The 21,815-nt window shown below is 69.1% G+C and carries 22 protein-coding genes; 14 read left to right on the forward strand and 8 right to left on the reverse strand.

The genetic code is table 11. The annotated features are described in order from the left end of the window. Positions 1 to 5 precede the first annotated feature (5 nt). The 3 genes from E8D38_RS11760 (at position 6) to E8D38_RS11770 (ending at position 2,031) form a co-directional block, all read left to right on the forward strand. Complete coding sequence (locus E8D38_RS11760) at positions 6 to 653, forward strand: DedA family protein (RefSeq protein WP_140629935.1); 648 nt, start codon at positions 6 to 8, stop codon at positions 651 to 653. Then, positions 650 to 1,534, forward strand: a complete 885-nt coding sequence (locus E8D38_RS11765) for a tetratricopeptide repeat protein (RefSeq protein WP_140629938.1) — start codon at positions 650 to 652, stop codon at positions 1,532 to 1,534. Before E8D38_RS11760 ends, E8D38_RS11765 begins: the two co-directional genes overlap by 4 nt. Positions 1,535 to 1,680: 146 nt before the next feature. Beyond that, positions 1,681 to 2,031 (forward strand): hypothetical protein, encoded by a 351-nt coding sequence (locus tag E8D38_RS11770; RefSeq protein WP_140629940.1) that lies wholly within the window; start codon positions 1,681 to 1,683, stop codon positions 2,029 to 2,031. A 103-nt stretch (positions 2,032 to 2,134) separates the two neighbouring features. Here the strand turns inward: E8D38_RS11770 and E8D38_RS11775 are convergent, their stop codons facing one another. The 3 genes from E8D38_RS11775 to tsaE form a co-directional block, all read right to left on the reverse strand. Continuing rightward, positions 2,135 to 2,839: a hypothetical protein gene (locus E8D38_RS11775; protein ID WP_140629942.1), complete on the reverse strand. Its 705-nt coding sequence runs from the start codon at positions 2,837 to 2,839 to the stop codon at positions 2,135 to 2,137. Positions 2,840 to 3,170: 331 nt separating this feature from the next. Continuing rightward, positions 3,171 to 4,526, reverse strand: coding sequence for an N-acetylmuramoyl-L-alanine amidase (locus tag E8D38_RS11780; RefSeq protein ID WP_140629944.1), 1,356 nt, complete (start codon positions 4,524 to 4,526; stop codon positions 3,171 to 3,173). After that, positions 4,523 to 4,993, reverse strand: a complete 471-nt coding sequence (gene tsaE / locus E8D38_RS11785) for a tRNA (adenosine(37)-N6)-threonylcarbamoyltransferase complex ATPase subunit type 1 TsaE (protein ID WP_140629947.1) — start codon at positions 4,991 to 4,993, stop codon at positions 4,523 to 4,525. The genes E8D38_RS11780 and tsaE overlap by 4 nt, the downstream gene beginning before the upstream one ends. Between tsaE and queG the strand changes: the two genes are divergently transcribed. Both queG and E8D38_RS11795 read left to right on the forward strand, forming a co-directional pair. After that, positions 4,988 to 6,088, forward strand: a complete 1,101-nt coding sequence (gene queG / locus E8D38_RS11790) for a tRNA epoxyqueuosine(34) reductase QueG (protein WP_140629951.1) — start codon at positions 4,988 to 4,990, stop codon at positions 6,086 to 6,088. The two genes, tsaE and queG, sit on opposite strands and share 6 nt — an antisense overlap. A 5-nt stretch (positions 6,089 to 6,093) precedes the next feature. After that, entirely contained in the window at positions 6,094 to 6,759 is a 666-nt protein-coding gene (locus E8D38_RS11795; RefSeq protein ID WP_140630156.1) for an ABC transporter ATP-binding protein, read from the forward strand. Between the two features lie 15 nt (positions 6,760 to 6,774). Here the strand turns inward: E8D38_RS11795 and E8D38_RS29490 are convergent, their stop codons facing one another. Continuing rightward, positions 6,775 to 7,224, reverse strand: a complete 450-nt coding sequence (locus tag E8D38_RS29490; RefSeq protein ID WP_140629954.1) for a GFA family protein — start codon at positions 7,222 to 7,224, stop codon at positions 6,775 to 6,777. Positions 7,225 to 7,453: 229 nt separating this feature from the next. On the opposite strand from E8D38_RS29490, the gene E8D38_RS11805 reads away from it, so the two are divergent. The 5 genes from E8D38_RS11805 (at position 7,454) to E8D38_RS11825 (ending at position 13,794) form a co-directional block, all read left to right on the forward strand. Further along, positions 7,454 to 8,221 carry an oxygen-binding di-iron domain-containing protein gene (locus E8D38_RS11805; protein ID WP_140629958.1) on the forward strand — a complete coding sequence of 256 codons (768 nt, stop codon included), beginning with the start codon at positions 7,454 to 7,456 and terminating at the stop codon, positions 8,219 to 8,221. A gap of 24 nt (positions 8,222 to 8,245) precedes the next feature. Then, positions 8,246 to 10,783 (forward strand): ABC transporter permease, encoded by a 2,538-nt coding sequence (locus E8D38_RS11810; RefSeq protein WP_140629963.1) that lies wholly within the window; start codon positions 8,246 to 8,248, stop codon positions 10,781 to 10,783. Positions 10,784 to 10,845: 62 nt separating this feature from the next. Then, positions 10,846 to 12,177: an AAA family ATPase gene (locus E8D38_RS11815; RefSeq protein WP_140629965.1), complete on the forward strand. Its 1,332-nt coding sequence runs from the start codon at positions 10,846 to 10,848 to the stop codon at positions 12,175 to 12,177. After that, positions 12,174 to 12,632, forward strand: coding sequence for a hypothetical protein (locus E8D38_RS11820; protein ID WP_140629967.1), 459 nt, complete (start codon positions 12,174 to 12,176; stop codon positions 12,630 to 12,632). Before E8D38_RS11815 ends, E8D38_RS11820 begins: the two co-directional genes overlap by 4 nt. Before the next feature lie 13 nt (positions 12,633 to 12,645). Next, the gene (locus E8D38_RS11825; RefSeq protein WP_246099447.1) at positions 12,646 to 13,794 is read left to right on the forward strand and encodes a lipocalin-like domain-containing protein; all 1,149 of its coding nucleotides are present in this window, start codon (positions 12,646 to 12,648) and stop codon (positions 13,792 to 13,794) included. On the opposite strand, the gene E8D38_RS11830 is transcribed toward E8D38_RS11825, so the two are convergent. Further along, positions 13,752 to 14,396, reverse strand: coding sequence for a hypothetical protein (locus E8D38_RS11830; protein ID WP_140629970.1), 645 nt, complete (start codon positions 14,394 to 14,396; stop codon positions 13,752 to 13,754). The genes E8D38_RS11825 and E8D38_RS11830 overlap by 43 nt on opposite strands. A gap of 149 nt (positions 14,397 to 14,545) precedes the next feature. Between E8D38_RS11830 and E8D38_RS11835 the strand changes: the two genes are divergently transcribed. Further along, a complete protein-coding gene (locus E8D38_RS11835; protein ID WP_181179072.1) occupies positions 14,546 to 15,355 on the forward strand; it encodes a S1 family peptidase in 810 nt (269 codons plus the stop codon). A 12-nt stretch (positions 15,356 to 15,367) separates the two neighbouring features. Here E8D38_RS11835 and E8D38_RS11840 read toward each other — a convergent pair whose 3' ends face one another. The 3 genes from E8D38_RS11840 to E8D38_RS11850 form a co-directional block, all read right to left on the reverse strand. Next, entirely contained in the window at positions 15,368 to 16,546 is a 1,179-nt protein-coding gene (locus tag E8D38_RS11840; RefSeq protein WP_140629974.1) for a tetratricopeptide repeat protein, read from the reverse strand. 91 nt (positions 16,547 to 16,637) lie between these two features. Further along, a complete protein-coding gene (gene alkB, locus E8D38_RS11845) occupies positions 16,638 to 17,297 on the reverse strand; it encodes a DNA oxidative demethylase AlkB (RefSeq protein ID WP_140629977.1) in 660 nt (219 codons plus the stop codon). Between the two features lie 3 nt (positions 17,298 to 17,300). Beyond that, positions 17,301 to 18,020: a 2OG-Fe(II) oxygenase gene (locus E8D38_RS11850; RefSeq protein WP_140629982.1), complete on the reverse strand. Its 720-nt coding sequence runs from the start codon at positions 18,018 to 18,020 to the stop codon at positions 17,301 to 17,303. 215 nt (positions 18,021 to 18,235) lie between these two features. Between E8D38_RS11850 and E8D38_RS11855 the strand changes: the two genes are divergently transcribed. From E8D38_RS11855 to E8D38_RS11865, 3 genes are all read left to right on the forward strand, one after another. Continuing rightward, the gene (locus tag E8D38_RS11855; protein ID WP_140629985.1) at positions 18,236 to 20,062 is read left to right on the forward strand and encodes an ABC transporter transmembrane domain-containing protein; all 1,827 of its coding nucleotides are present in this window, start codon (positions 18,236 to 18,238) and stop codon (positions 20,060 to 20,062) included. Positions 20,063 to 20,196: 134 nt separating this feature from the next. Continuing rightward, positions 20,197 to 20,874, forward strand: coding sequence for a YiaD family glycine zipper/OmpA-like lipoprotein (locus E8D38_RS11860; protein ID WP_140629990.1), 678 nt, complete (start codon positions 20,197 to 20,199; stop codon positions 20,872 to 20,874). Positions 20,875 to 20,968: 94 nt separating this feature from the next. Continuing rightward, positions 20,969 to 21,808 carry a thymidylate synthase gene (locus E8D38_RS11865; RefSeq protein WP_140629993.1) on the forward strand — a complete coding sequence of 280 codons (840 nt, stop codon included), beginning with the start codon at positions 20,969 to 20,971 and terminating at the stop codon, positions 21,806 to 21,808. Positions 21,809 to 21,815 lie beyond the last annotated feature (7 nt).

A 21,815-nucleotide genomic window follows, 5' to 3' on the forward strand; every position in this document is an offset into this window, starting at 1 on the left:
CCGCCATGGAAATCGTCACCTTCCTGATCGACTTCATCCTCCACGTCGACCAGCACCTGGCCGGCTTCGTGGCGAACTACGGCACCTGGGTCTATGCGCTGCTGTTCGCGATCGTCTTCATCGAGACCGGGGTGGTCGTGATGCCCTTCCTGCCGGGCGACTCGCTGCTGTTCGTGGTGGGCGCGATGTGCGGCGTGGGACTCATGAACCTGCCGCTGGCGATGGCGCTGCTGCTGCTGGCCGCGGTGCTCGGCGACCAGATGAACTACACCATCGGCCGCTACTTCGGGCCCAGGGTGTTCCAGTGGGAGCAGTCGCGCTTCTTCAACAAGCGCGCCTTCATGCAGGCCCACGAGTTCTACGAGCGCTACGGCGGCATCACGATCATCATCGCCCGCTTCATGCCCTTCATCCGCACCTTCGCGCCGTTCGTGGCAGGAGTGGCCGAGATGAGCCGGGGCAAGTTCACCGCCTACAACGTGGCCGGCGGCGCTTTGTGGGTGGTGGGCCTCACGCTGGCCGGCTACCTGTTCGGCAACATTCCCTTCGTGAAGGAACACCTCGAGAAGATCATCTGGGCGCTGATCATCATCCCGGGCCTCATTGCGATCTTCGGCGCGTGGAAGGCGCGCCGCAAGGCAGCCGCCGCATGACGCCACCCGTGCCCGACGCCGGCGAGGCAGCCCGCCTCGCCGGCGAACTTGTCGACCGGCACCGCATCCCGCAGGCGCGCCGCCTGCTCGGCGAGGCGCTGGCCCGCGATCCGGAGCACCCCGGCCTGCTGTTCGAGTCGGCACGCGCACATTGGCATGCCGGCGACCATGGCGCCGCGCGTGAGACGCTGGAGCATCTGCTGCGGCGCCAGCCCACGCACGTCGACGGGCTGCTCATGATGGTGAACCTGCTGGGCAGCGCGGGCGAGGTCGAGCAGGCCGAGCTGCTGGCGCGGGCCATGCTCGAACAGTTTCCGCAGTGGCCCGGCTTGCTGACCACCTATGCGCGGGCGGTGGTCCAGCATGACGTCGCCAAGGCCCGCTCGCTCGTCGACCAGGCCCTGCGCCTCGCGCCCGACGACGACGATGTGCTGGGCACGAAGGTGCTGTGCGACATCGTCGAGGACCTTCCGGTCGACGACCAGGCGCTGCAGCGCCTCATGCAGCTGTACCCCGACGAACCGCGCGTACTGGCGCTGGCGATGGCGGCGCACGAGCAGAAGCGCCACTACACCGAAGCCCTTCACCTCGCCCGCGAGCTGCTGCGCAGGGACCCGCAGAACCCGCTGTGGCTCTCGTATGTGCGCAGGCTGCGCATGGCCGAGCATTGGCTCCTGTTGCCCTGGCGGCCCTTCGAACGCTTCGGCCCGATCAAGGTGATCACGGTCTGGGTGCTGGCAATGCCATGCGCCCTGCTCCTCGAGCGCAGCCACCCGCGGCTGTGCAACACGCTGCTGGGGCTGGCCGGCGCGTACATGGCCTGGTGCCTCTTCGTCGTGCCGGTGCTGGCCGCTCTCGGCGCCCGGATCCGCCGCGACTGACACCGCCGGCCTGGCAGGAGGCGGCAACACCTTTGTCACAAAGCCGGGATTTGCGCCTCATTTCCCGCTTTTGACGTCGCGGCATGCCACCACACTTCCTGGCGAACAAGGGGCCACGCGCCCCCGCAGCGCACAGAGAGGAAAGCATGTCCAAAGCCACCCGGCCGATCCCGCTGCCGCAACACCTGGCGGCCGTCTTCATGCTGGCACGCCGCCTGGAACAGCGCGAGAACAACGCCGCGCGGGTCGACGCCCAGCTCTACCGCTTCGAAGCCCGATGCATGGCCGAGGAGCTGCAGGCCGCGCCCACCGACGAGGCGCTGGAGGCGCTGCTCGAGGTGTTCCCGGCCACGGCCGAGATCTACGAGAACCTGCACTACGCGAACTCGGGCCTGTGCCGCAGCGAGCCATCGGCCGCCATGGCCGCGCTGCTCATGGCCCGCAAGACCATCGCCAAGGCGCGGCGCAGCTCCAAGTCGAAGCAGCCGCGCCGCTGAAGGCCCGCAAGGTGCACAGACGCCAGGCCGGCCGGCCGGCGTGAAGCGGCCGGGCGAAGATGGGCATGGCACCGGCAAGGGCGCCATGCCGCAGAGTGCATGGTCAAGGCTGCGCCTTGACAACGGAGTCCAGAACAACCTCCACAGGTGCGCCTGCATGGTTGGTGTACGTGACGCGGATGACGCCGAAGCCCTTTGCGAACCAGGCAGTAGACGGTCTGTCTTCAGGGTCGGTGGGGTCGACTATCGTGACCTTGCAGGCATCGGCGAACACTTTGCCGCCGAGCGTCAACGATTCGAACCCTACGAAGGTCCACTTTTCATGCTCCGCCTTCGTGGTGGTCTGTCCACCCGACGTGACCGTATCGGTGTAGTCGAGGGTGACGGCCTGCCCTGCCTGCAACGTCAGTGGCAACACCGCACCATCGGACGAGACAGACTTGTAGAAGACACTGCCATCCAGATTGAACGCTTGAGAACCCCAGAACCGGATGCCGTTGGATTCCTGTGACCAGTACGACACGGAGCGGCGGTGGTCGGTCAGGTCCGAAAAATCCAGAACGCCGGTGCGCTCGACCCCTTCGAAAGTCTCCTTGACCACCAAGACTCGATCGGAAACGTTGTCATCGGGGTCCGTCTGGGTGTAGGAGACGCCCGGGGTGAGTTCGAAGCAGCCGGCAAACGTGGCCGTCACAGGCGTAGGCGTGGTAACGGGGGTGTCATCGTCGCCGCCGCCACAAGCGGCCACGGCGGCGCAGAGTGCAGAAACGAGGAAGAGGGTTTGGCTTTGGGTGCGGGAGGTTCTCATGGATGGAGACGTACTGCGGGAAAGAAGCCGAGCAGCAACCGGCGGCAGCCGCTCGTTGGGATGGCCCCTCCGGACATCTGCTGGTTTGCAGACCACTATCTCGGCGGGTTCATCACCCTAGACAGGATCGGTACGCCGGTCCAGCCCCGCAATCGATCTCTTCACTCACGTACCAGCACGTGTTCTTTCATGAACCAGCGGCTGTTGCGCAGATGCAGCACGTTCTCCGCAAGGACTTGTTCGTGCCCACACCGACGGCAAAACGCAGGCTGCCGCTGATCGGGATCGCCGGCAGGGCCCAGTGGCAGCCCGCCGGACAAGACGCCGAAGATCACAGCGCGCGGTTGCGCGCCAGCGGCGGGTTCTTCGCGAAATAGCGGGTGATGCCCGAGACCAGCGCGTTCACCAGCTCCTCCTGGTATTCGGCACTGCGCAGCTTGGCCTCTTCTCCCGGGTTGGAGATGAAGGCGGTCTCCACCAGGATCGACGGAATGTCGGGCGCCTTGAGCACCGCGAATCCCGCCTGCTCGACCTGCGCCTTGTGCAGCCGCCCCACCTTGCCGATGTGGCTCAGCACTTCGGAGCCGAGCTTCAGGCTGTCCTTGATCTGCGCGGTCGTGCTCATGTCGAGCAGCGCCCGCGTGACCGAGGCGTCCTTCACCTTCACGTTCACGCCGCCCACCAGGTCGGCGGCATTTTCCTTCTGCGCCATCCAGCGGGCGGCCGCGCTGCTGGCGCCCGACTGCGACAGCGCGAACACCGAGGCGCCGCGGGCATTCGGGTTCAGGAAGGCATCGGCATGGATGCTGATGAACAGGTCGGCCTGCACCCGCCGCGCCTTGCGCACCCGCTCGTGCAGCGGCACGAAGAAGTCGGCGTCGCGCGTCATCATGGCCCGCATGCGCGGCAGCGCGTTGATGCGTTCGCGCAGGCGTTGCGCCACCTGCAGCACCACGTCCTTTTCCTTCAGCCCGGTGGGGCCGACGGCGCCTGGGTCTTCGCCGCCGTGCCCGGGGTCGAGCGCGACGACGATGAGGCGCTCGGTCGCCCGGATGCCGCGTTCGGGCACCGAGGCCGAGGCCATGGGCGGCGGCGCGGCCGGCCCGGCGGGCGGTGCCGCAGGCGCCGGCGGCCTGGGCTGGCCCATCCTGCCGATGAATTCACCCAGGGCATCGTTCACGTCGGACGCCGCGCGGTCCGAAGGCGTGGCCGCTTCGGCCGCCCGGTCGGCAGCCGCCTTCTCCTGGATCAGCGCCAGCAGCGGATCACGCTCTCGCACCGGGTGCAGGTCGAACACCAGCCGGTGCTGGTAGGCCGCCACCGGCTCCAGCGTGAACACCTGCGGCGCGATCGCCTGCTTGAGGTCGAACACCAGACGCACCACCCGCGGCAGGTTCTGGCCCACGCGCACTCCCTGGATGTAGGGGTCGTCGGACTTCACCTTGCCGACCAGCTCGCGCAGCTCCGGGCTCAGCTCGAGGCCTTCGACGTCGATCACCAGCCGCTGCGGGCTGCCGGTGACGAAATGCCGGGCCGCCAGCAGCGCATCGGACTCGATGGTGACGCGGGTGTAGTCCTCGGCCGGCCACACCCGCACCGCCACGATGGTGGCGCCGAAGGCGATGTCCCGGGCGGTGAGCAGCAGCACCAGGCCGCCGCCTTTCATCAGCAACTGGCGCCGCTTCATTGCATCAGCTCCACACCGCGCGGCGTGCAGGCATCCACGCGCACCTCCCTCACGTCGTCATCGCGCGGCACGATGGCCACGCGCAGGTCGGGCACGGGCAGCAGATCGCCCGCGTGTTCAGGCCACTCCACCAGCTTGAGGCCGGGCCCTGCGAAGACATCTCGAAAGCCCGCGTCTTCCCACTCGCGCGGGTCGCCGAACCGGTAGAAGTCGAAGTGCCAGGCGTCGAGCCCGGGCAGCTGGTAGGGCTCGACCACCGCATAGCTCGGGCTCTTGATGCGGCCCTGCACGCCCAGGGCCCGCAGCAGGTGGCGCACGAAGGTGGTCTTGCCGGCGCCCAGCGTGCCGTGCAGTTCGATGAAGGCCTGGCCGATCTGCGGGTGGGCGGCCAGCCGCGCGGCGGCGGCGGCACAGGCGGCCTCGTCGGGCCACAGCAAGGCGTGCGTTTCTAGAATGGCTGGATGCATCAAGCTCGCGAGACAGACATCGACGGCGCCGCCCTGCTCGCGAAGCTGAACGGGTGGGCGCGTTCGCTGGGATTTTCCCAGATCGGTGTGGCCGATGTGGACCTTGCCAGCGCGGAGCCGGGGCTCATGGCCTGGCTGGAGCGCGGCTTCCATGGGCAAATGCACTACATGGCCGCCCATGGCCTCAAGCGCGCGCGGCCGGCGGAGCTGGTGCCGGGCACGGTGCGCGTGATCACCGCGCGCATGGACTACCTGCCGCACACCGCCCCGGCCGGCTGGCAGCAGATCGAATTCGACCGGCTGGCGCGCCCGCTCGATGCCACCGTGTCGCTCTATGCCCGCGGCCGCGACTACCACAAGGTGCTGCGTGCGCGCCTGCAGAAGCTGGCCGACCGGCTGGCCGAGGAGATCGGCCCCTTCGGCCACCGCGCCTTCACCGACTCGGCGCCGGTGCTCGAGGTCGAGCTCGCCAGCCGCAGCGGCCTGGGCTGGCGCGGCAAGCACACCCTGCTGCTGTCGCGCGAAGCCGGGTCGAGCTTCTTTCTCGGCGAGATCTATGTCGACGTGCCTCTGCCGCTGACCGAAAGCACACCTGCGCATTGCGGCTCCTGTCGTGCCTGCATCGATGTCTGTCCAACGCAGGCCATCGTCGGCGAGTACAGGCTCGACGCGCGGCGTTGCATTTCTTACCTGACGATCGAGCACGACGGCCCCATCCCGCTGGCGCTGCGGGCATCGATGGGCAACCGCATCTACGGTTGCGACGACTGCCAGCTCACCTGCCCCTGGAACAAGTACGCCAAGCGCGCGGTGCTGCCGGACTTCGACGTGCGTTCGGTATTCGATGCCCCGACGCTGCTGGCGCTGTGGGGCTGGAGCGAGGCCGACTTCCTGCGCCACACCGAAGGCAGCGCGATCCGGCGCATCGGCTTCGAACGCTGGCAGCGCAACCTGGCCGTGGCGCTGGGCAATGCCCTGCGGGCCACCGGCGACGCCGACATCGCCCAGGCCCTGCAGGGCCGGCGCGACAGCGCCACGGCGCTGGTGCGCGAGCACATCGAGTGGGCGCTGGCCCAGCGACCGCAGGCCTGCTGATGCCCATGCCCTTGCTCGACGTCACCCAGCTCGCCAAGCGCTATGCCGACGCCACCGTGTTCGAGAACGTGTCGCTGCAGCTCGCCCCCGGCGAGTTCGTCGCGCTGCTGGGCGAGTCGGGCGTGGGCAAGTCCACGCTGCTCAACACCATCGCGGCACTCGACAGCATCGACGGCGGCCGTGTGTCGATCGACGGCACCGACGTGCATGCACTCGACGAAACGGCACGCGCGCACTTTCGACGCAGGCACCTGGGCTTCGTGTTCCAGGCCTTCCACGTACTGCCGCACCTGGACGTGACGCACAACGTGGCGCTGCCGCTGCTGCTGCAGGGCCGTCCCGACGAACAACGCGTGCATCACATGCTCGAGGCGGTGGGCCTGGCCGGCCTCGGCGCGCGGCTGCCGCAGCAGCTTTCCGGCGGCCAGCTCCAACGCGTGGCCATCGCCCGCGCGCTGGTGCACCGGCCTCGGCTCATCCTGGCCGACGAGCCGACCGGCAACCTCGACCCGGCAACCGCCGAGCGGGTGATGGCGGTGCTGGCGGCCCAGGTGCGCCAGGAAGGCGCGGCATGCCTGCTGGCCACCCATTCGCAAGCCGCCGCGGCCATGGCCGACCGCGTGCTGCGGCTCACCAGCGGTGGTGTCGTCGGCCAGGGAAGCTCTGCATGACCTCGGAGGGTGCGACTACCACCGGTCCGTGCGGCGAGGACGTTTGGCCGGGTGGGGAATGAGGCCGGTGTCGAACCTCGGGAGGGCAAGGGCCTCCTCGTACCAAGGTACACGGCTCGACCACCACTGATGCAGTGCCGGCATGACAGCCGACGGGTCGTCAAGTGTGCCGAGCATCGCAGAGACCAGCCTGCTTCCTACTGAAGGAGGCACGGGCAGATCGTCCATGCCATGCACGTGCGTGCCGCAGGCTCGGCAGAAGTACCTGGTGAAGTGCTCTGACGACCGAAGTGCAGACGGATCCCCGAGGGTGAGCTCGAAATCCTCTTCACGGACACTGAACCAGCAGACGGCGGCAGCTCCAGAGATGCGCCTGCAGATGCTGCAGTGACAGTAGCCTGCATCGAAGATTTGCCGAGCCTTGTACCGCACGGCTCCACAGAAGCAACCTCCGAGGTATTCCATGATGACTCCGGCGGACGGGATGGTGAGTCCGAGTGTGCTTCAACAGCAGGACCGGCGGTAGTGTCGGCAACGCGTCGCACCGCTGAGCCGTTGGGCTGCAACGAGGAAAACGATGAGGGCCAGCATCCGAGCCGAGGTGGAACAACCCACAGCTTGACGCAGCTCAAGCCCGGCTCTCCCCGGCTCGCGAAGAATCGCGCCTCGACCCACCAAAGACCAGGGAACCGCCATGCCCTTCGAACTGTTCCGCAACCGGAACCATGTGTGCCTGATGTTCTCGGACCTGAGCTCGGACGAGGGCGAGGCGGTTCAGTCCAACCAGTTCCTGTTCGTGCACGGCGACACCGGCGCCATCCTGGACCCGGGCGGCAACATCGCCTACAACGAGCTGCACCTCACCATGACGCGCTGGTTCGCGCCGAACCGGCTGTCGGGCATCCTCGCGTCGCATGCCGACCCGGACATCATCGCGTCGCTCGACCGCTGGCTCACCGCCACCAGCGCGCCGCTGTACATCTCCAGCATCTGGGCGCGCTTCGCGCCGCACTTCTGCAAGCCCGGCAAGACCGAGGGCCGCATCATCGGCATTCCCGATCCCGGCATGCGCATCCCGCTGGGCGACAGCGAACTGATCGCGCTGCCCGCGCACTTTCTGCATTCGGAAGGCAACTTCCAGTTCTACGACCCGGTGAGCCGCATCCTGTTCTCCGGGGACCTGGCCGCTTCGATCGGCGCGAAGCTCAAGCCGGACCAGCCGGTCACGTCGCTGGCCGGGCACATCCCGCGCATGGAGGCCTTCCACCGGCGCTACATGGTGTCGAACAAGGTGCTGCGGCTGTGGGCGCGCATGGTGAAGACGCTCGACATCCAGATGATCGTGCCGCAGCACGGCGCACCGCTGGCCGGTGCCGCCGTGGGCGAGTTCATCGAGTGGGTGCAGGAGCTGTCCTGCGGCATCGACCTCATGACCGATGTCCACTACCGGGTGCCCGACTGATCTTCTGACGCACACTGCGGGCCCATGCCCGCCCTGCAGCTGCTGCGCCTGCTTTCCTGGCCCGAACTCAAGCATCACCCGGCACGCCACCTGAGCGCGGTGCTGGCCATCGTGCTGGGCGTGGCGCTGGCCTTTTCGGTGCACCTCATCAACGCCTCGGCGCTGGCGGAGTTCAGCGCGGCGGTGCGCAGCGTCAACGGCGAACCCGACCTCGTGCTGCGCGCGCAGCGCGACGGCTTCGACGACCGGCTGTTCGAGCTGGTGGCCTCGCACCCGCAGGTGGCGCAAGCGAGCCCCGTGGTCGAGGTCGACACCTATGCGCAGCACGGCCAGGGCCCGCGCGTGCCGCTGCGCCTGCTCGGCATCGACGCGCTGCGCGCCGGCCCGCTGGCGCCCGACCTGATGCCGCGTGCCGATGGTGAAGGCGACCTGCGCCTGGCCCTCCTCGACCCCGACCGGGTGTTCCTCAACGCCGCCGCGCTGCAGCAGCTCGGCGTCGATGCGGGCCGCACGCTGCAGCTGCAGCACGGGCTCGGGCTGGTTTCGCTGCAGGTGGCCGGCCGGGTGACGGCCGCAGGCGGCCCGCTGGCGGTGATGGACATCGCCGGCGCGCAGGCCCGCTTCGGCCGCCTCGGCCGGCTCTCCCGCATCGACCTGCGCCTGGCCCCGGGCGCCAGCCGCGAGACCCTGCTGGCCAGCCTGGCGCTGCCGCCGGGCGTGACGGCGGCCGCGCCCGACGACAGCCGCCAGCGCATCTCGAACCTCTCGCGCGCCTACCGCGTCAACCTCACCGTGCTCGCGCTGGTCGCCCTCTTCACCGGCAGCTTCCTGGTTTTTTCGGTGCTGTCGCTGGCGGTGGCCAGGCGCACGCCGCAGTTCGCGCTGCTCGGCGTGCTGGGCTTGTCGGCCGGCGAGCGGCGCCGGCTGGTGCTGGCCGAATGCGCGGGGCTGGGTGCGCTGGGCAGCCTCATCGGGCTGGCCGCCGGCACCGGCCTCGCCCAGCTGGCGCTGCGCTGGCTGGCCGGCGACCTGGGCGGCGGCTACTTCCCGGGGGTGGCGCCCAGCCTGCGCTTCTCTTGGCCGGCCGCCGGCGTGTTCGCAGCGCTCGGCATCGCGGCGGCGCTGGCCGGCGGCTGGCTGCCGGCGCGCCAGACCGAGCGGCTCGCCCCGGCCCAGGCGCTCAAGGGGCTGGGGCTCGATGCGGCGCCGCCGCTGCGCGCCGCCTGGGGCCCGCTGCTGCTGGCGGTCGGTGTCGTGCTGGCGCTGCTGCCGCCGGTGGGCGAGCTGCCGCTGGCCGCCTACGCCTCGGTGGCCGCGCTGCTGCTGGGCGGCATCGCCTGCATCCCTTCAGGCGTGGCCCTGCTGCTCGACCGCCTGCCGCGCCGCACCGGCGTGCTGCCGCTGCTGGCCGTTGCCCGTGCGCGGCAGCAGCGCCATACCTCGACGGTGGCGGTGGCCGGCGTGGTGGTGAGCCTGAGCCTGGCCGTCGCGCTGACGGTGATGGTGGCGAGCTTTCGGGACTCGGTGACACGCTGGCTCGGCAGCGTGCTGCCGGCCGACCTGTACGTGCGCACCGCCTTCAGCGGCGCAGCCGCCGACACCGCCTGGCTGCCCGATGACTTCGTGCAGCGTGCGGCCGGCGTGCCCGGCGTCGCGCGGGTGTCCGGCCTGCGGCTGCGCCTGCTGCAGCTCGACGCACAGCGCCCCGCCGTCGCGCTCGTCGCCCGGCCGCTGCAAGTGGAAGGCAGCGACGCCTCGCGCCTGGGACTGCCGCTGGTGGGTGACCTGGGCCCGCCGCCGCCGGCCGGCGAAATCGCGGTGTATGTGAGCGAAGCGATGGTGGACCTCTACGGCGCCGGTATCGGCCAGCGCCTGCTGCTGCCGCTCGGCGCCGCGGGTGAAGTGCCGGCTCGGGTGCGCGGCGTGTGGCGCGACTATGCGCGCCAGCACGGCGCCGTGGCCATCGACAGCGCCGACTACCGCCGTGCCACCGGCGACACGCGCATCAACGACCTCGCGGTATGGCTGCAGCCCGGCCACGATGCCGGCGCTGTGCAGGCGGCGCTGCGGCAGTTGGCGGGCGAGCAGGCGCCGTTGCTCGAGTTCGCGCTGCCGGGCGAGATCCGCAGCAGCTCGCTGCGCATCTTCGACCGCAGCTTCGCCGTCACCTACTACCTGCAGGCGGTGGCCATCGCCATCGGGCTGTTCGGCATCGCCGCCAGCTTTTCGGCTCAGGTGCTGGCACGCCGCCGCGAGTTCGGGCTGCTCACCCACCTGGGGCTCACGCGGGCGCAGATCCTCGCGGTGGTGGCGGGCGAGGCCCTGGCCTGGACGTCCGCCGGCGCCTTGCTTGGCATTGCGCTCGGGCTGGCGGTCAGCATGGTGCTGGTGTTCGTGGTGAACCCGCAGAGCTTTCACTGGACCATGGAGCTGCTGGTGCCGTGGCCGCGACTGGCGCTGCTGGCTGCAGCAGTTCTGGCGGCCGGCACCCTGACCGCCGCCATATCGGCCCGCGCCGCCGCAGGCCGCGATGCGGTGCTCGCGGTGAAGGAGGACTGGTGACGGTCGGCGCACAAGCCACAATCAGCCCTGCATTCTTGCGTCAGTCATGTTCAGGAGCTCGCATGCTCAACACGTTCAGCCTAGAAAACTTCAAGAGCTACGGCAAAGCGGACCTGCCGCTCGGAGCTCTGACCGTGCTGATAGGCGCCAACGCCGCAGGCAAGAGCAACGCAATCGAGGCGCTGCGCCTGCTCTCCTGGCTGGCGCAAGGCCAGAAACTCAGCGCGATCAAGTACGCGGTGAATTCGGCCGACAAGGTCGTGCGAGGTCGGGTCGAAGACCTCTGCCGTCACAGTACCAACCCTTTCCGACTCGGTTGCAGCGTGGGAAACACCCATTGGTCACGAATGTCACTCTCAGTCGGCCTACGCGATGGCGAGTTGCACATCGTCAGCGAGCGAATTTCGGCACTCACGGAGAACGTACCGCTCTACGACCTCGACCAACCTTCGCGGGGAATGAGCACTGACGCGGGCGTTGCCTACAACAATTTCGCCAGAGGAGGGAACAAGCCACACATCACGGTCAGCGATCAGATGGCTGTTTTCACGCAGCTCGACAGCCCTGCTAGCTTCCAGCCAAGCCACAAGCAAACGCAGGAAGAAATACCGAAGGTCACTAGGCTGTACCAAGCGTTGCTTTCGAACATCCTGTTCCTCGATCCAGTACCCGCGCGGATGCGCGACTACAGCTTTGTCGCGGACAAGCGCCTGCAAGGCGATGGATCGAATTTGTCGAGCGTGCTCTACAACCTTTGGGGGCAGGATGAAGACGCGCAGCACTCTCCGTACGCCGAGCAACGTGCGGACATACTGGCATTTATTCAGAGCCTGCCTGAACAGGACATCAGCGGCCTTGGCTTTCTCACAGGCCCCCGCGGCGAGGTTATGGTGCAGCTCGTCGAGACCTTCGGCGGTATACCGAAGCCATACGACGCCCCGCTGCTGTCAGATGGGACCTTGCGGGTGCTCGCAATCGCAGCCGCCATGCTGTCTGCAACTGAAGGGAGCCTTGTCGTCATCGAAGAAATCGACAACGGCGTGCACCCCAGCCGTGCAAGGCACCTGCTCGACCGCATCAACGCGATAGCCCAGCGGCGCAACCTGAGGGTGTTGCTATCGACTCACAACCCTGCGCTTCTGGATGCCCTGCCCCCTTCCGCGCTGAAGGATGTGGTGTTCTGCTACAGGGATCCGCTTGGAGGGGACAGCCGCCTTGTTCGACTGGGCGACTTGCCCGATGCACCGGAGCTTTTCGTGCAAGGAAGCTTGGGACACCTGTTGACCTCAGGTGCATTGGAACGATTTGTGAAGACTTACAAGGGACCAGAAGAACGAAAGGCAAAGGCTTGGCTGGCGACCTTGCGAGCAGCGGAGCCAGGAGTCGATGAATGACCGCCATCGTCCTGCTGGATACATCAGTCTTGATGAACGTGCTGGATGTCCCGGGGTTCAACCAGCACCGGACCGGCGTATTGGCGCAGTTCTACGACTACGTGAACGATGGGGCTCACCTGTTTATCCCGATGGCTGCAGTATTCGAGGCAGGCAACCACATCGCGCAATTTGCCCACGGCGGCCTCCGCCGCCAGACAGCCCGGCGCTTTGCTCAAGCCGTTCGAGACGCGCTCAACGACGCCGCCCCCTGGAAACCCATTCGTCCTCACGACCTCGACATGCTGTCGTCGTGGCTTGCCGAGTTTCCTGACGCGGCCATGGCCGGCCTTGGGATGGGTGATCTTTCTATCAAGAAGGAATGGGAAGCCCACTGCGCGCGTTACCCCATGAGCCGGGTACTCGTTTGGGCGCTCGACAACCATTTGGCTGGTCTAGATAGGAGACTTCTTTGAGCGGCTCGCTGTCGTGACCGATAGCAGCAACCCGCATGGGCCTATAAGGGCCGTCAACAAGCTGAGGCGCCTGCTGCTGCTCGGCGGCCTGGCCGCCGCCACCCCTTCGCTGCGCGCAGCCGATCGACAGCGGGGCCTGCAGTTTCCGCGCGACTTCGGCTCCCACAACGAGCAGCGCACCGAATGGTGGTACGCCACCGGCGTGCTGCAGGCCGCGGGCCAGCAGCACGCGGGCTTCGGATTCCAGCTCACCTTCTTCCGTTCGCGCAACGACGCGGTGAGCGCCGACCACCCGAGCCGGTTCGCGGCGCGCCACCTGCTGTTCGCCCATGCCGCACTCACCGACCTGCAGGCCGGCCGGCTGCAGCATGCGCAGCGCATCGCACGCTGGTCCGGCCGCGACGATGCATCGCTCGCCTTCGCTTCGCAAACCGACACCCGGGTCGTGCTGGACGGCTGGCGCCTGCAGCGCGAAGGCGGCAGCGGCGCCAGCCGCTATGCCGCGGCGCTCGATGCGCGGCGCGACGGCGGCTTCGCGCTCGAGCTGCAGCTGGCCGCCACGCAGCCGCTGCTGCTGCATGGCGAAGCGGGCTACTTCCGGCGCGGCGAATCCGAAGCCGCCAGCCACTACTACAGCGAACCGCAGCTCGCCGTCGCCGGCCGCATCACGCCCACCGACGGCCGGACGCTCGACGTGACCGGCCGTGCCTGGCTCGACCACGAACACGGCGACACCTTCCTGCCGCCCGATGCGGTGGGCTGGGACTGGATCGGCATGAACCTGCACGACGGCGGCGCGCTCATGGCCACCCGCATCCGCCGCGCCGACGGCAGCACGGTCTGGTCGGCCGCCAGCTGGCGGCCTGCCGGCGCGGCGTCGGCCAGCACCTTCGAAGGCTCGCTGGTGCAGTTCACCCCGGGCAAGCGCCACTGGAACAGCCCGGCCACGCAGGCGCGCTATCCGGTCGAGTGGACGCTGCGCACGCCTGCAGGGCACTACCTCGTGAAGAGCCGGCTCGATGCCCAGGAACTCGACAACCGCAACAGCACCGGCACGGTGTACTGGGAGGGCCTGTGCGACCTGCTCGATGCCGATACCGGCCGGGCCGTGGGCGGCGGCTACCTCGAGATGACCGGGTATGCGCTGCCGCTGCGGATCTGAGCGGGCGGGTTGGCGGCGGTGCATTGCGTCGACGGGCGGCACACCGCCTCCTGCTCGGCGCAGGTGCGCTCGGCCCCGGGGACCAGCAGCACGTCGTAGGCCAGGCGCTCGCAGAGGCCGATGGCCTTGCGATAACGGTTCTCCAGGCGCACCGCATCGAATTCGCATGAGGCCCGGGCATTGACGAGCGCGCCGGACGCGGTGCGCGTGGGCACGTAGGCACAGGGTTCCTCGCCGCCGTGCTTCGCGCGCACCCAGCAGTGGTGCAACTCATGGACCAGGCTCGCATCGGCGTCCTTGCAGCTGCCGTCCGCATGCCGCCCGGCGCCCCCCGGCCAGCCGATGATCACGTGGTCGCCGCGCGTGTCGGTCACAGCACTGCCGCTGCTCTTGCGGACCACGCGGCATTGGTACTTCGCCGCCTCGACGTCCTGCAGGAGCTGCCTCACTTCAGGCAGCCTCGCCTGTATGCGCTCGAGCGCCTCGCGGACCTCGGCCTGGTGACAGGGCGGCCCATCGGCGACGACCTGCGGCGCCGCGGCGCAGGCCCAGGCCAGCAGCGGCATGCAGGCCAGGCGGTGAAGTCGCGGCGAAAGGTTCATCGGGCTCGGGCTTCCGGCGGCGGTGGCTGCGATTCTTGCGCGCCGCGCCCGGCATGACCACCGGCCCCGATGCGGGGCCTTGACGCGCCCCTGCCAGGGGCTAGGCTGTAGCGCGCGACATGCCGCCGCAACCGCGACCAGGCCATCCGATGCGACCGATCCCTACCGCTGTGCCGGGCACGCTGCTGCTTGCAGGAGCCTGCGCCTGGTTGCCCGCCACCGCCGGCCCCGACCAGTCCTCGGTGTGGATCGAGGCATCGCGCAAGCCCGGGGTGGTGTTCAACGGCCATCGCCTGCCGCGCGAATCCGAAGGCATGGGCGTGGTGACCGGCCCCGAGCGCGAGATTGCCACCGCAGCCCATGTCGTCTGGCGGGCCGAATCGATCACCATCACCGACCTCGACGGCGAAGCCGCCCGCGCCCGCATCGTCTGCATCGACGCCGCAGCCGACATCGCCCTGCTGCGCGCCGAACGGCCGTCCGAACACTTCGCCAGCATCCGGGCGCGGCCCGCGGTGACCGGCGAGCTGGTCAGCGTGGTCGAACGACCGCAGCAGCAGGGAGAGGCGCCCAACGTCGCCTCCGGCGCGATCGGTGCCACGCGCTGGACGGTCAACGGCATGCCGGTGCCGCTGATCTTCTCGGGCATCAAGGGCGAAAAGGGCATGAGCGGCGGCGGCCTCTTCGATGCAGAAGGGGCGCTGCTGGGCATCGTGGTTCGCATCGACGGCAGCCTCGGCTACCTGAGCGCGCTGCCCGTCACCGAGCTTTGCAAGCGCTTTGCGCGCTGCGCCGGCGGCGAGCCTGCAGCGGCGCTGCCCACGCCGGCCTGCGCGCCGCCGCCTTCTGCGCCCTCACAGCCCACCCTGCCCGCGGTCGCACGCGCGCCAGCCGACCGTCCGGCCGCCCCGGCATCTCGGTGCAGGGCTTCTGCACCGGCAGGCCGCGGATGCGGCTGAGTCGCGCAGCGCCTACTGCAGCCGCTGCCGTTGCTGCTGCGCCTTCAGCCACTGCAGCTTGGCGGCATACAGGTCGTGGTACTCCTGCGTGGTGCTGTGGTCCACCGCCTGCGCGATGTGCCTGCTGGCCTGCCGTGTGTCGCCGAGCTTGTAGTTCGCCACGCCCAGCCAGAAGTGGAACTCGTGCTGGTAGGCGGCACGGCGGATCTCCCGGGTGAACAGGGCCTTCGCGTCGGCGAAGCGTCCTTCCTTCATGGCTGCCAGGCCCAGGTCGAAGAAGTGATAGGGCGGGTGGGGCTCGATCTGCGCCAGCCGGCTCTGCAGCGCTTCGGCTTCGGCCTGGCGCCCCTCACCGGCCAGCAGGCGGGCCATGTTGGCCAGCGCATGGCGGTTCTCCGGCTCGATCTGCAGCACGCGCGCGAACACCGGTTCGGCTTCGCGCACGAGCCCGCGCCGCTGGTAGATCACCCCCAGCGTGTTGAAGGCCGCGAGAAACCGGGGCTCCTTCAGCACGGCCTCGCGGACGAACCAGTAGGCGTCGTCGACCTCGCCGGCGGTCAGCGCCTCGACCGCCCGGTTGTTCATGTACATCGCCACGATCATCGACTCGCTGATCACCTGTGTGCGGCGGCCGCCGGTGTCTTCCTGCGGAAGGAAGTCCACCGTCAGCAGTTCCGGGGCGCTGGTGACCACGCCGGCCCGGTCGATCAGCCGCTGGCCGAGCGCGATGTTGACGTGGCCGCTGGTGAGGTAGAGGTTGCCGCTGCGGCTCCATTCCGCGTCGACCATCACGCTCTGGTAGTGCACCGGAACCTCGAGTGCCTTGGCGAAGGCCGCCGTCATGATGACCAGCGACAGGCAGTTGCCCGCACGCCCGTCGAACGCCTCGGCGGCGTTGCGGGTGCGGGCAGCGTCGTAGCGCAGCTTGAGCCTGCCACGGCTGTACAGCGCGTCGATCAGCCCCTCGCGATGCCCCTGCGCGCGCAGGTGCGGAGCCATGTCTGCCTCGATGTAGCGCTTCATCTGCGGGCTGAGCGCGAACACCTCGTCGGCGGCGATGGTCCGCACCGGCGCCGCGAAGCGGCGGTCCTGCAGCAGGGGTTCGGCATCCTGCGCCGTGAGCGTCGGCGGCGGGGTCGCGCACCCGGCGAGCAGGAACGGGATCGACAACAGGGCAACCAGCGATTTCATGCGACCACTCCAGCATGACAACCACCCGATGGAACCACGAAATCAGTCGCTCGGGTAGGGGGCGTTTTCCGCGTGCGGCGCGCCCCAGCGCTCAGCCGGCGCGGCGGAAGGTGAGGTTGATGCGGCAGGCGCCGGTGAGCTCGTGGACGCCCTGCGCGAGCGGCGCGACACCATGGAAGGCCAGGCGGGACGGGCCGCCCCAGACCACCACGTCGCCGTGCACGAGCCGGATCCGCCGTGGCGTGTCGCTGCGCCGCTGCGGCGTGCCCCACAGGAACACCGCAGGCAGGCCGAGCGACACCGAGACGATGGGCGCCCCGAGGTCGCGCTCGTCGCGGTCCTGGTGCAGCGACAGCCGGGTGCCGGGCTCGTAGCGGTTGAGCAGGCAGGCGTCGGGCACATAAGCGGCGAACCCGGCCTCGGCGGCCGCGGCGCCGGCCAGCGACATGAAGGCGGCCGGCATCGGCGGCCAGGTCCGGCCGGTGTGCGGGTCGGCGGCGACGTAGCGGTAGCCCCGCCGGTCGCTGAACCAGCCCAGCGTGCCGCAGTGCGTCATCGCCACCGACATGCGCTGTCCGCCGGGGGTGACGAGGCGGCGCCATGGCACCTCGGCCACGATGGCTTCCACCGCCGCGAGCAACTCGCTCGCCTGCGCACGGACGAAGCCGCGCAGCAGCACGGCGCCCGGCGCCAGCGGCTCGACCGGCGGCTCGTTGAAGTCTTCGGCGGCAAACAGCTCGGCGGTGGTCATGCCCTAGGCAGCGTCGTGGAAGATCAGCCCCAGTGTGGAGCGCTGGCCCGAGCGTACCGTGCTGACGCCGTGACGCAGCTTCACGCGCCAGGCGCCGCGCGCGCCCTGCACCGGCCGCTCGTTCACCGCGAACACCACCGCATCGCCCTGTGCCAGCGGCACCACCGTTGCGCGCGACTGCATGCGCGGCCGCTGCTCCACCAGCACCAGTTCACCACCGGTGAATTCGGCGCCGGGCAGCGACAGCAGGCACACCACCTGCAGCGGAAACACGTGTTCGCCGTACAGGTCCTGGTGCAGGCAGTTGTAGTCACCGGCGCCGTATCGCAGCAGCAGTGGCGTGGGGCGCGTCTGGCCAGCGGCGTGGCAGCGCGCAACGAACTCAGCGTGCCGCAGCGGAAACCGCAGCGCCGAACCGAGCCGTTCCTGCCAGCGGTTGGCCACTTGCGCGAGCTGTGGGTACAGCGCGGCACGCAGGCCGGCCACCGGCTCGGGCAGCGGGTAGGCGAAGTAGCGGTACTCGCCGCGCCCGAAACCATGGCGCTGCATCACGATGCGGCCGCGGAACAGCGCGTCGTCGTCGTAGCCATCGCGCAGCGCCTCGCAGGCCGGGGCGTCCAGCAGGCCGGGCAGCACGGCAAAGCCCCGTGCGTCGAGCGAAGCGGCCGCGAGCGGCCAGTCGATGTGCGCGGTCCGCGCTGCAGGTTCGATGCGGGCAGGCATGCCGCCACTGTGGCGGCATCGTGGCCATCGCGCTCGCCGTTTCCGGACGTGTGGGCGGACTTCGATCTGGGGATGCGTCCCTCGTTTCAGGAGGCGTTGCAGCGGTTCACGTCCTATCCAGAGTGACGCAACGCGACTTCGGCGTTCGCGCACTGAAAGGGCGGGTGCGGGCGCGGCGCCGGCATCGCGGCGGCAGGCGTGCCTACACTGCCGCCATGAGCTCCTCCACTTCGCGCGCCATCGGCGCCGCGCCGCAGGCCGAAGAGACCGGCCCCGGCAGCAAGCCGCAGCGCACGGTGCGCCCGCTGCGCGGCCTGCTGCCCTTCCTGCGCCCCTACCGCTGGCGCATCGCGCTGGCGGGCGCGTTCCTGGTGCTGGCGGCGGCCAGCACGCTGGTGTTTCCGGTGGCCTTGAAATCGCTCATCGACCAGGGTCTGGTGGCGGCCGACCCCGGGGAGCGCGTGATGGCGCTGCACGAGCACTTCGTCGCGCTCTTCCTCGTGGGGGCGGCGCTCGGCTTCTTTTCGGCGGCACGCTTCTACATGGTCACCTGGCTGGGCGAGCGGGTGACCGCCGACCTGCGCAACGCCGTGTACGCCCATGTGGTGAAGCAAAGCCCCGAATTCTTCGAGACCACGCAGACCGGCGAGGTGCTGAGCCGGCTCACCACCGACACGACGCTGGTGCAGACGGTGGTCGGCTCCAGCCTGTCGATGGGCCTGCGCAACTCGCTCATGGGCATCGGCGCGCTGGCGATGCTCGTGATCACCAACCCCTACGTGATGATGCAGGTCATCGGCGTGCTGGTGCTGGTGGTGGCGCCGGTGCTGGTGATCGGGCGGCGGGTGCGCAAGCTGAGCCGCGCCAGCCAGGACCGCGTGGCTGATTCCAGCGCGATCGCCGGCGAGGTGCTCAACGCCATCCCGGTGGTGCAGAGCTACACCGCAGAGCCGCGCGAGGCGCGGCGTTTCGGCGAGGCCACCGAACGGGCCTTTGCCACTGCGCTCAAGCGCACCGCCACCCGCTCGGTGCTGATCGTGTTCATCATCGTGGCCAACTTCGCGACGCTGCTGTGGGGCCTGTACCAGGGCACGCAGGCGGTGCTGCAGGGCCACATCAGCGCCGGCCACCTGGGTCAGACGGTCGTGTACGCGGTCATCCTCATCGGCTCTGTGGCGGTGCTGGCTGAGGTGTACGGCGACCTGCTTCGGGCCGCCGGCGCGACCGAGCGGCTGATGGAACTGTTGGCCACCCGCTCGCCGATCGCAGGGCCGGCGAGACCCAAGGCGCTGCCGGCACCGCAGGGCGGCTCGTCGGCCTGCTTCGAGCAGGTGAGCTTTCACTACCCTTCACGGCCGCAGACCGCCGCGCTGTGCGAATTCTCGCTCGACATCCGCAGCGGCGAGATGGTGGCGCTGGTGGGCCCGAGCGGCGCCGGCAAGAGCACGGTGTTCCAGCTGCTGCTGCGCTTCTATGACGCGCAGCAGGGCCGCGTGCGGGTCGACGGCGTGCCGGTCACCGAGGTGTCGCTGGGCGACCTGCGCGGTCGCATCGGCATCGTGCCGCAGGACAGCGTGATCTTCTCGACCACCGCCCTGGAGAACATCCGCTACGGCCGCCCCGGCGCGAGCGACGACGAGGTGATGGCAGCGGCGCGCGCGGCCCATGCCGACGAGTTCATCCGGGCACTGCCCGAGGGCTACCAGAGCTTCCTCGGCGAACGCGGCGTGCGCCTGTCGGGCGGGCAGCGCCAGCGCATCTCGATCGCGCGTGCCATTCTCAAGAATGCACCGCTGCTGCTGCTCGACGAGGCCACCAGCGCGCTCGACGCCGAAAGCGAGCGTGCGGTGCAGGCCGCGCTTGCGGCCGCGATGGCCGGCCGCACGACGCTGGTGATCGCTCACCGACTGGCTACGGTGCGCCATGCCGACCGCATCGTCGTGATGGACCATGGCGAGGTGGTGGACATCGGCACCCACGAGGAACTGCTGGCGCGCGGCGGACTCTATGCCCGGCTGGCCGCCGCGCAGTTCTCGAACTGAAGGCTGGCCGCACTGTCGGTACAGACGGACACGATTTTGGCGGCCCGGCCGACGCACTTGTTAACACGGGGCGCAGATACTCGGGCCGCCCGGGTCGTTGGGACCCGGGTTCGTTGTGCACAAGGAGATTCACCATGAATAAAAGAATTGCTGCTCCGCACCGCTATGCGCTGCCCGCCACGCTCGTCGTGAGCCTCACGCTCGGCGCCTGCTCGAACATGGACCAGCGGCAGCAGGACACTGCCAAGGGCGCCGGCATCGGCGCGATCGCCGGGGCGGTGATCGGCGCCGCGGTGGACGGCAAGAGCGGCGCAGCCAAGGGCGCCGTGATCGGCGGCGCTGCCGGCGCCATCGGCGGCAACATCTGGTCGCGCAAGATGGAAGAAAAGCGCCGCGCGATGGAACAGGCCACGCAAGGCACCGGCATCGACGTGTCGCGCACCGCCGACAACCAGCTCAAGCTCAACATCCCCAGCGACGCCGGCTTCGACGTGGGCCGCTCGGCCATCAAGCCCAGCCTGCGCACCGTGCTCGACTCGTTCTCGAGCGGCCTGGGCAACGATCACAACACCCGCATCCGCGTGATCGGCCACACCGACAGCACCGGCAGCGACTCGATCAACAACCCGCTGTCCCTCGACCGGGCCCAGAGCGTGCGCGACTACCTCGCCGGCAAGGGCGTGAGCCCCACCCGCGTGGAAACCGTGGGCCGCGGCTCGCACGAGCCGGTGGCCGACAACGGCAGCGAAGCCGGCCGCGCGCAGAACCGTCGCGTGGAAATCTTCCTGCGCGAGCCCGAGCAGCAGGGCTGATGCCCTTCGGGTGGGGCGGCCCGACCCTTTCGGAGGGTCGATCGCCCTACCCCACGAGCCGGGTGCCGTCATCCGGCTCCCTACAATCCGGGGCATGCCCGCCCCCACCGCTCCCCTTCCCCTGGCCGACCGCCCCGCCCGCTCGCAGTACGAGGACTTCATGCGCCATGTCTACACGCATGGCGTGTCCAAGACCGACCGCACCGGCACCGGCACCCGCAGCGTCTTCGGCCACCAGATGCGCTTCGACCTGCGCGAGGGCTTCCCGCTGGTCACGACCAAGAAGGTGCACCTGAAGTCCATCATCCTCGAGCTGCTGTGGTTCCTGCGCGGTGACAGCAACGTGAAGTGGCTGCAGGAACGCGGCGTGACCATCTGGGACGAATGGGCTCGCGACGACGGTGACCTGGGCCCGGTGTATGGCGTGCAATGGCGCTCCTGGCCCACGCCCGACGGCGGCCACATCGACCAGATCGCCGACGTGGTGAAGCAGCTCAAGACCAACCCGGACTCGCGCCGCATCATCGTGAGCGCCTGGAACGTGGCCGACCTGCCGAAGATGGCGCTGATGCCCTGCCACGCCTTCTTCCAGTTCTACGTGGCCGAGGGGCGGCTTTCCTGCCAGCTGTACCAGCGCAGCGCCGACATCTTCCTGGGCGTGCCCTTCAACATCGCGAGCTACGCGCTGCTGACCCACATGCTGGCCCAGCAGTGCGATCTCGAGGTCGGCGACTTCGTCTGGACCGGCGGCGACTGCCACATCTACAACAACCATTTCGAGCAGGTCGAGACGCAGCTCGCCCGGGTGCCGCACCCCTACCCCACGCTCAACATCAAGCGCCGGCCGGCGTCGATCTTCGACTATGAGTACGAAGACTTCGAAGTGCAGGACTACCAGCACCACCCGGCCATCAAGGCGCCGGTGGCGGTGTAGGCGCCGC

It is taken from the genome of Methylibium rhizosphaerae, from assembly GCF_006386545.1.
In the GTDB taxonomy this organism is placed as follows: domain Bacteria; phylum Pseudomonadota; class Gammaproteobacteria; order Burkholderiales; family Burkholderiaceae_C; genus Pseudorivibacter; species Pseudorivibacter rhizosphaerae.

Coding starts and splice junctions, on each gene's coding strand:
- E8D38_RS11760 (WP_140629935.1), top strand. CDS start 6: ATGGAAATCGTCACCTTCCTGATCGACTTCATCCTCCACGTCGACCAG.
- E8D38_RS11765 (WP_140629938.1), top strand. CDS start 650: ATGACGCCACCCGTGCCCGACGCCGGCGAGGCAGCCCGCCTCGCCGGC.
- E8D38_RS11770 (WP_140629940.1), top strand. CDS start 1,681: ATGTCCAAAGCCACCCGGCCGATCCCGCTGCCGCAACACCTGGCGGCC.
- E8D38_RS11775 (WP_140629942.1), bottom strand. CDS start 2,839: ATGAGAACCTCCCGCACCCAAAGCCAAACCCTCTTCCTCGTTTCTGCA.
- E8D38_RS11780 (WP_140629944.1), bottom strand. CDS start 4,526: ATGAAGCGGCGCCAGTTGCTGATGAAAGGCGGCGGCCTGGTGCTGCTG.
- queG (WP_140629951.1), top strand. CDS start 4,988: ATGCATCAAGCTCGCGAGACAGACATCGACGGCGCCGCCCTGCTCGCG.
- tsaE (WP_140629947.1), bottom strand. CDS start 4,993: ATGCATCCAGCCATTCTAGAAACGCACGCCTTGCTGTGGCCCGACGAG.
- E8D38_RS11795 (WP_140630156.1), top strand. CDS start 6,094: ATGCCCTTGCTCGACGTCACCCAGCTCGCCAAGCGCTATGCCGACGCC.
- E8D38_RS29490 (WP_140629954.1), bottom strand. CDS start 7,224: ATGGAATACCTCGGAGGTTGCTTCTGTGGAGCCGTGCGGTACAAGGCT.
- E8D38_RS11805 (WP_140629958.1), top strand. CDS start 7,454: ATGCCCTTCGAACTGTTCCGCAACCGGAACCATGTGTGCCTGATGTTC.
- E8D38_RS11810 (WP_140629963.1), top strand. CDS start 8,246: ATGCCCGCCCTGCAGCTGCTGCGCCTGCTTTCCTGGCCCGAACTCAAG.
- E8D38_RS11815 (WP_140629965.1), top strand. CDS start 10,846: ATGCTCAACACGTTCAGCCTAGAAAACTTCAAGAGCTACGGCAAAGCG.
- E8D38_RS11820 (WP_140629967.1), top strand. CDS start 12,174: ATGACCGCCATCGTCCTGCTGGATACATCAGTCTTGATGAACGTGCTG.
- E8D38_RS11830 (WP_140629970.1), bottom strand. CDS start 14,396: ATGAACCTTTCGCCGCGACTTCACCGCCTGGCCTGCATGCCGCTGCTG.
- E8D38_RS11835 (WP_181179072.1), top strand. CDS start 14,546: ATGCGACCGATCCCTACCGCTGTGCCGGGCACGCTGCTGCTTGCAGGA.
- E8D38_RS11840 (WP_140629974.1), bottom strand. CDS start 16,546: ATGAAATCGCTGGTTGCCCTGTTGTCGATCCCGTTCCTGCTCGCCGGG.
- alkB (WP_140629977.1), bottom strand. CDS start 17,297: ATGACCACCGCCGAGCTGTTTGCCGCCGAAGACTTCAACGAGCCGCCG.
- E8D38_RS11850 (WP_140629982.1), bottom strand. CDS start 18,020: ATGCCTGCCCGCATCGAACCTGCAGCGCGGACCGCGCACATCGACTGG.
- E8D38_RS11855 (WP_140629985.1), top strand. CDS start 18,236: ATGAGCTCCTCCACTTCGCGCGCCATCGGCGCCGCGCCGCAGGCCGAA.
- E8D38_RS11860 (WP_140629990.1), top strand. CDS start 20,197: ATGAATAAAAGAATTGCTGCTCCGCACCGCTATGCGCTGCCCGCCACG.
- E8D38_RS11865 (WP_140629993.1), top strand. CDS start 20,969: ATGCCCGCCCCCACCGCTCCCCTTCCCCTGGCCGACCGCCCCGCCCGC.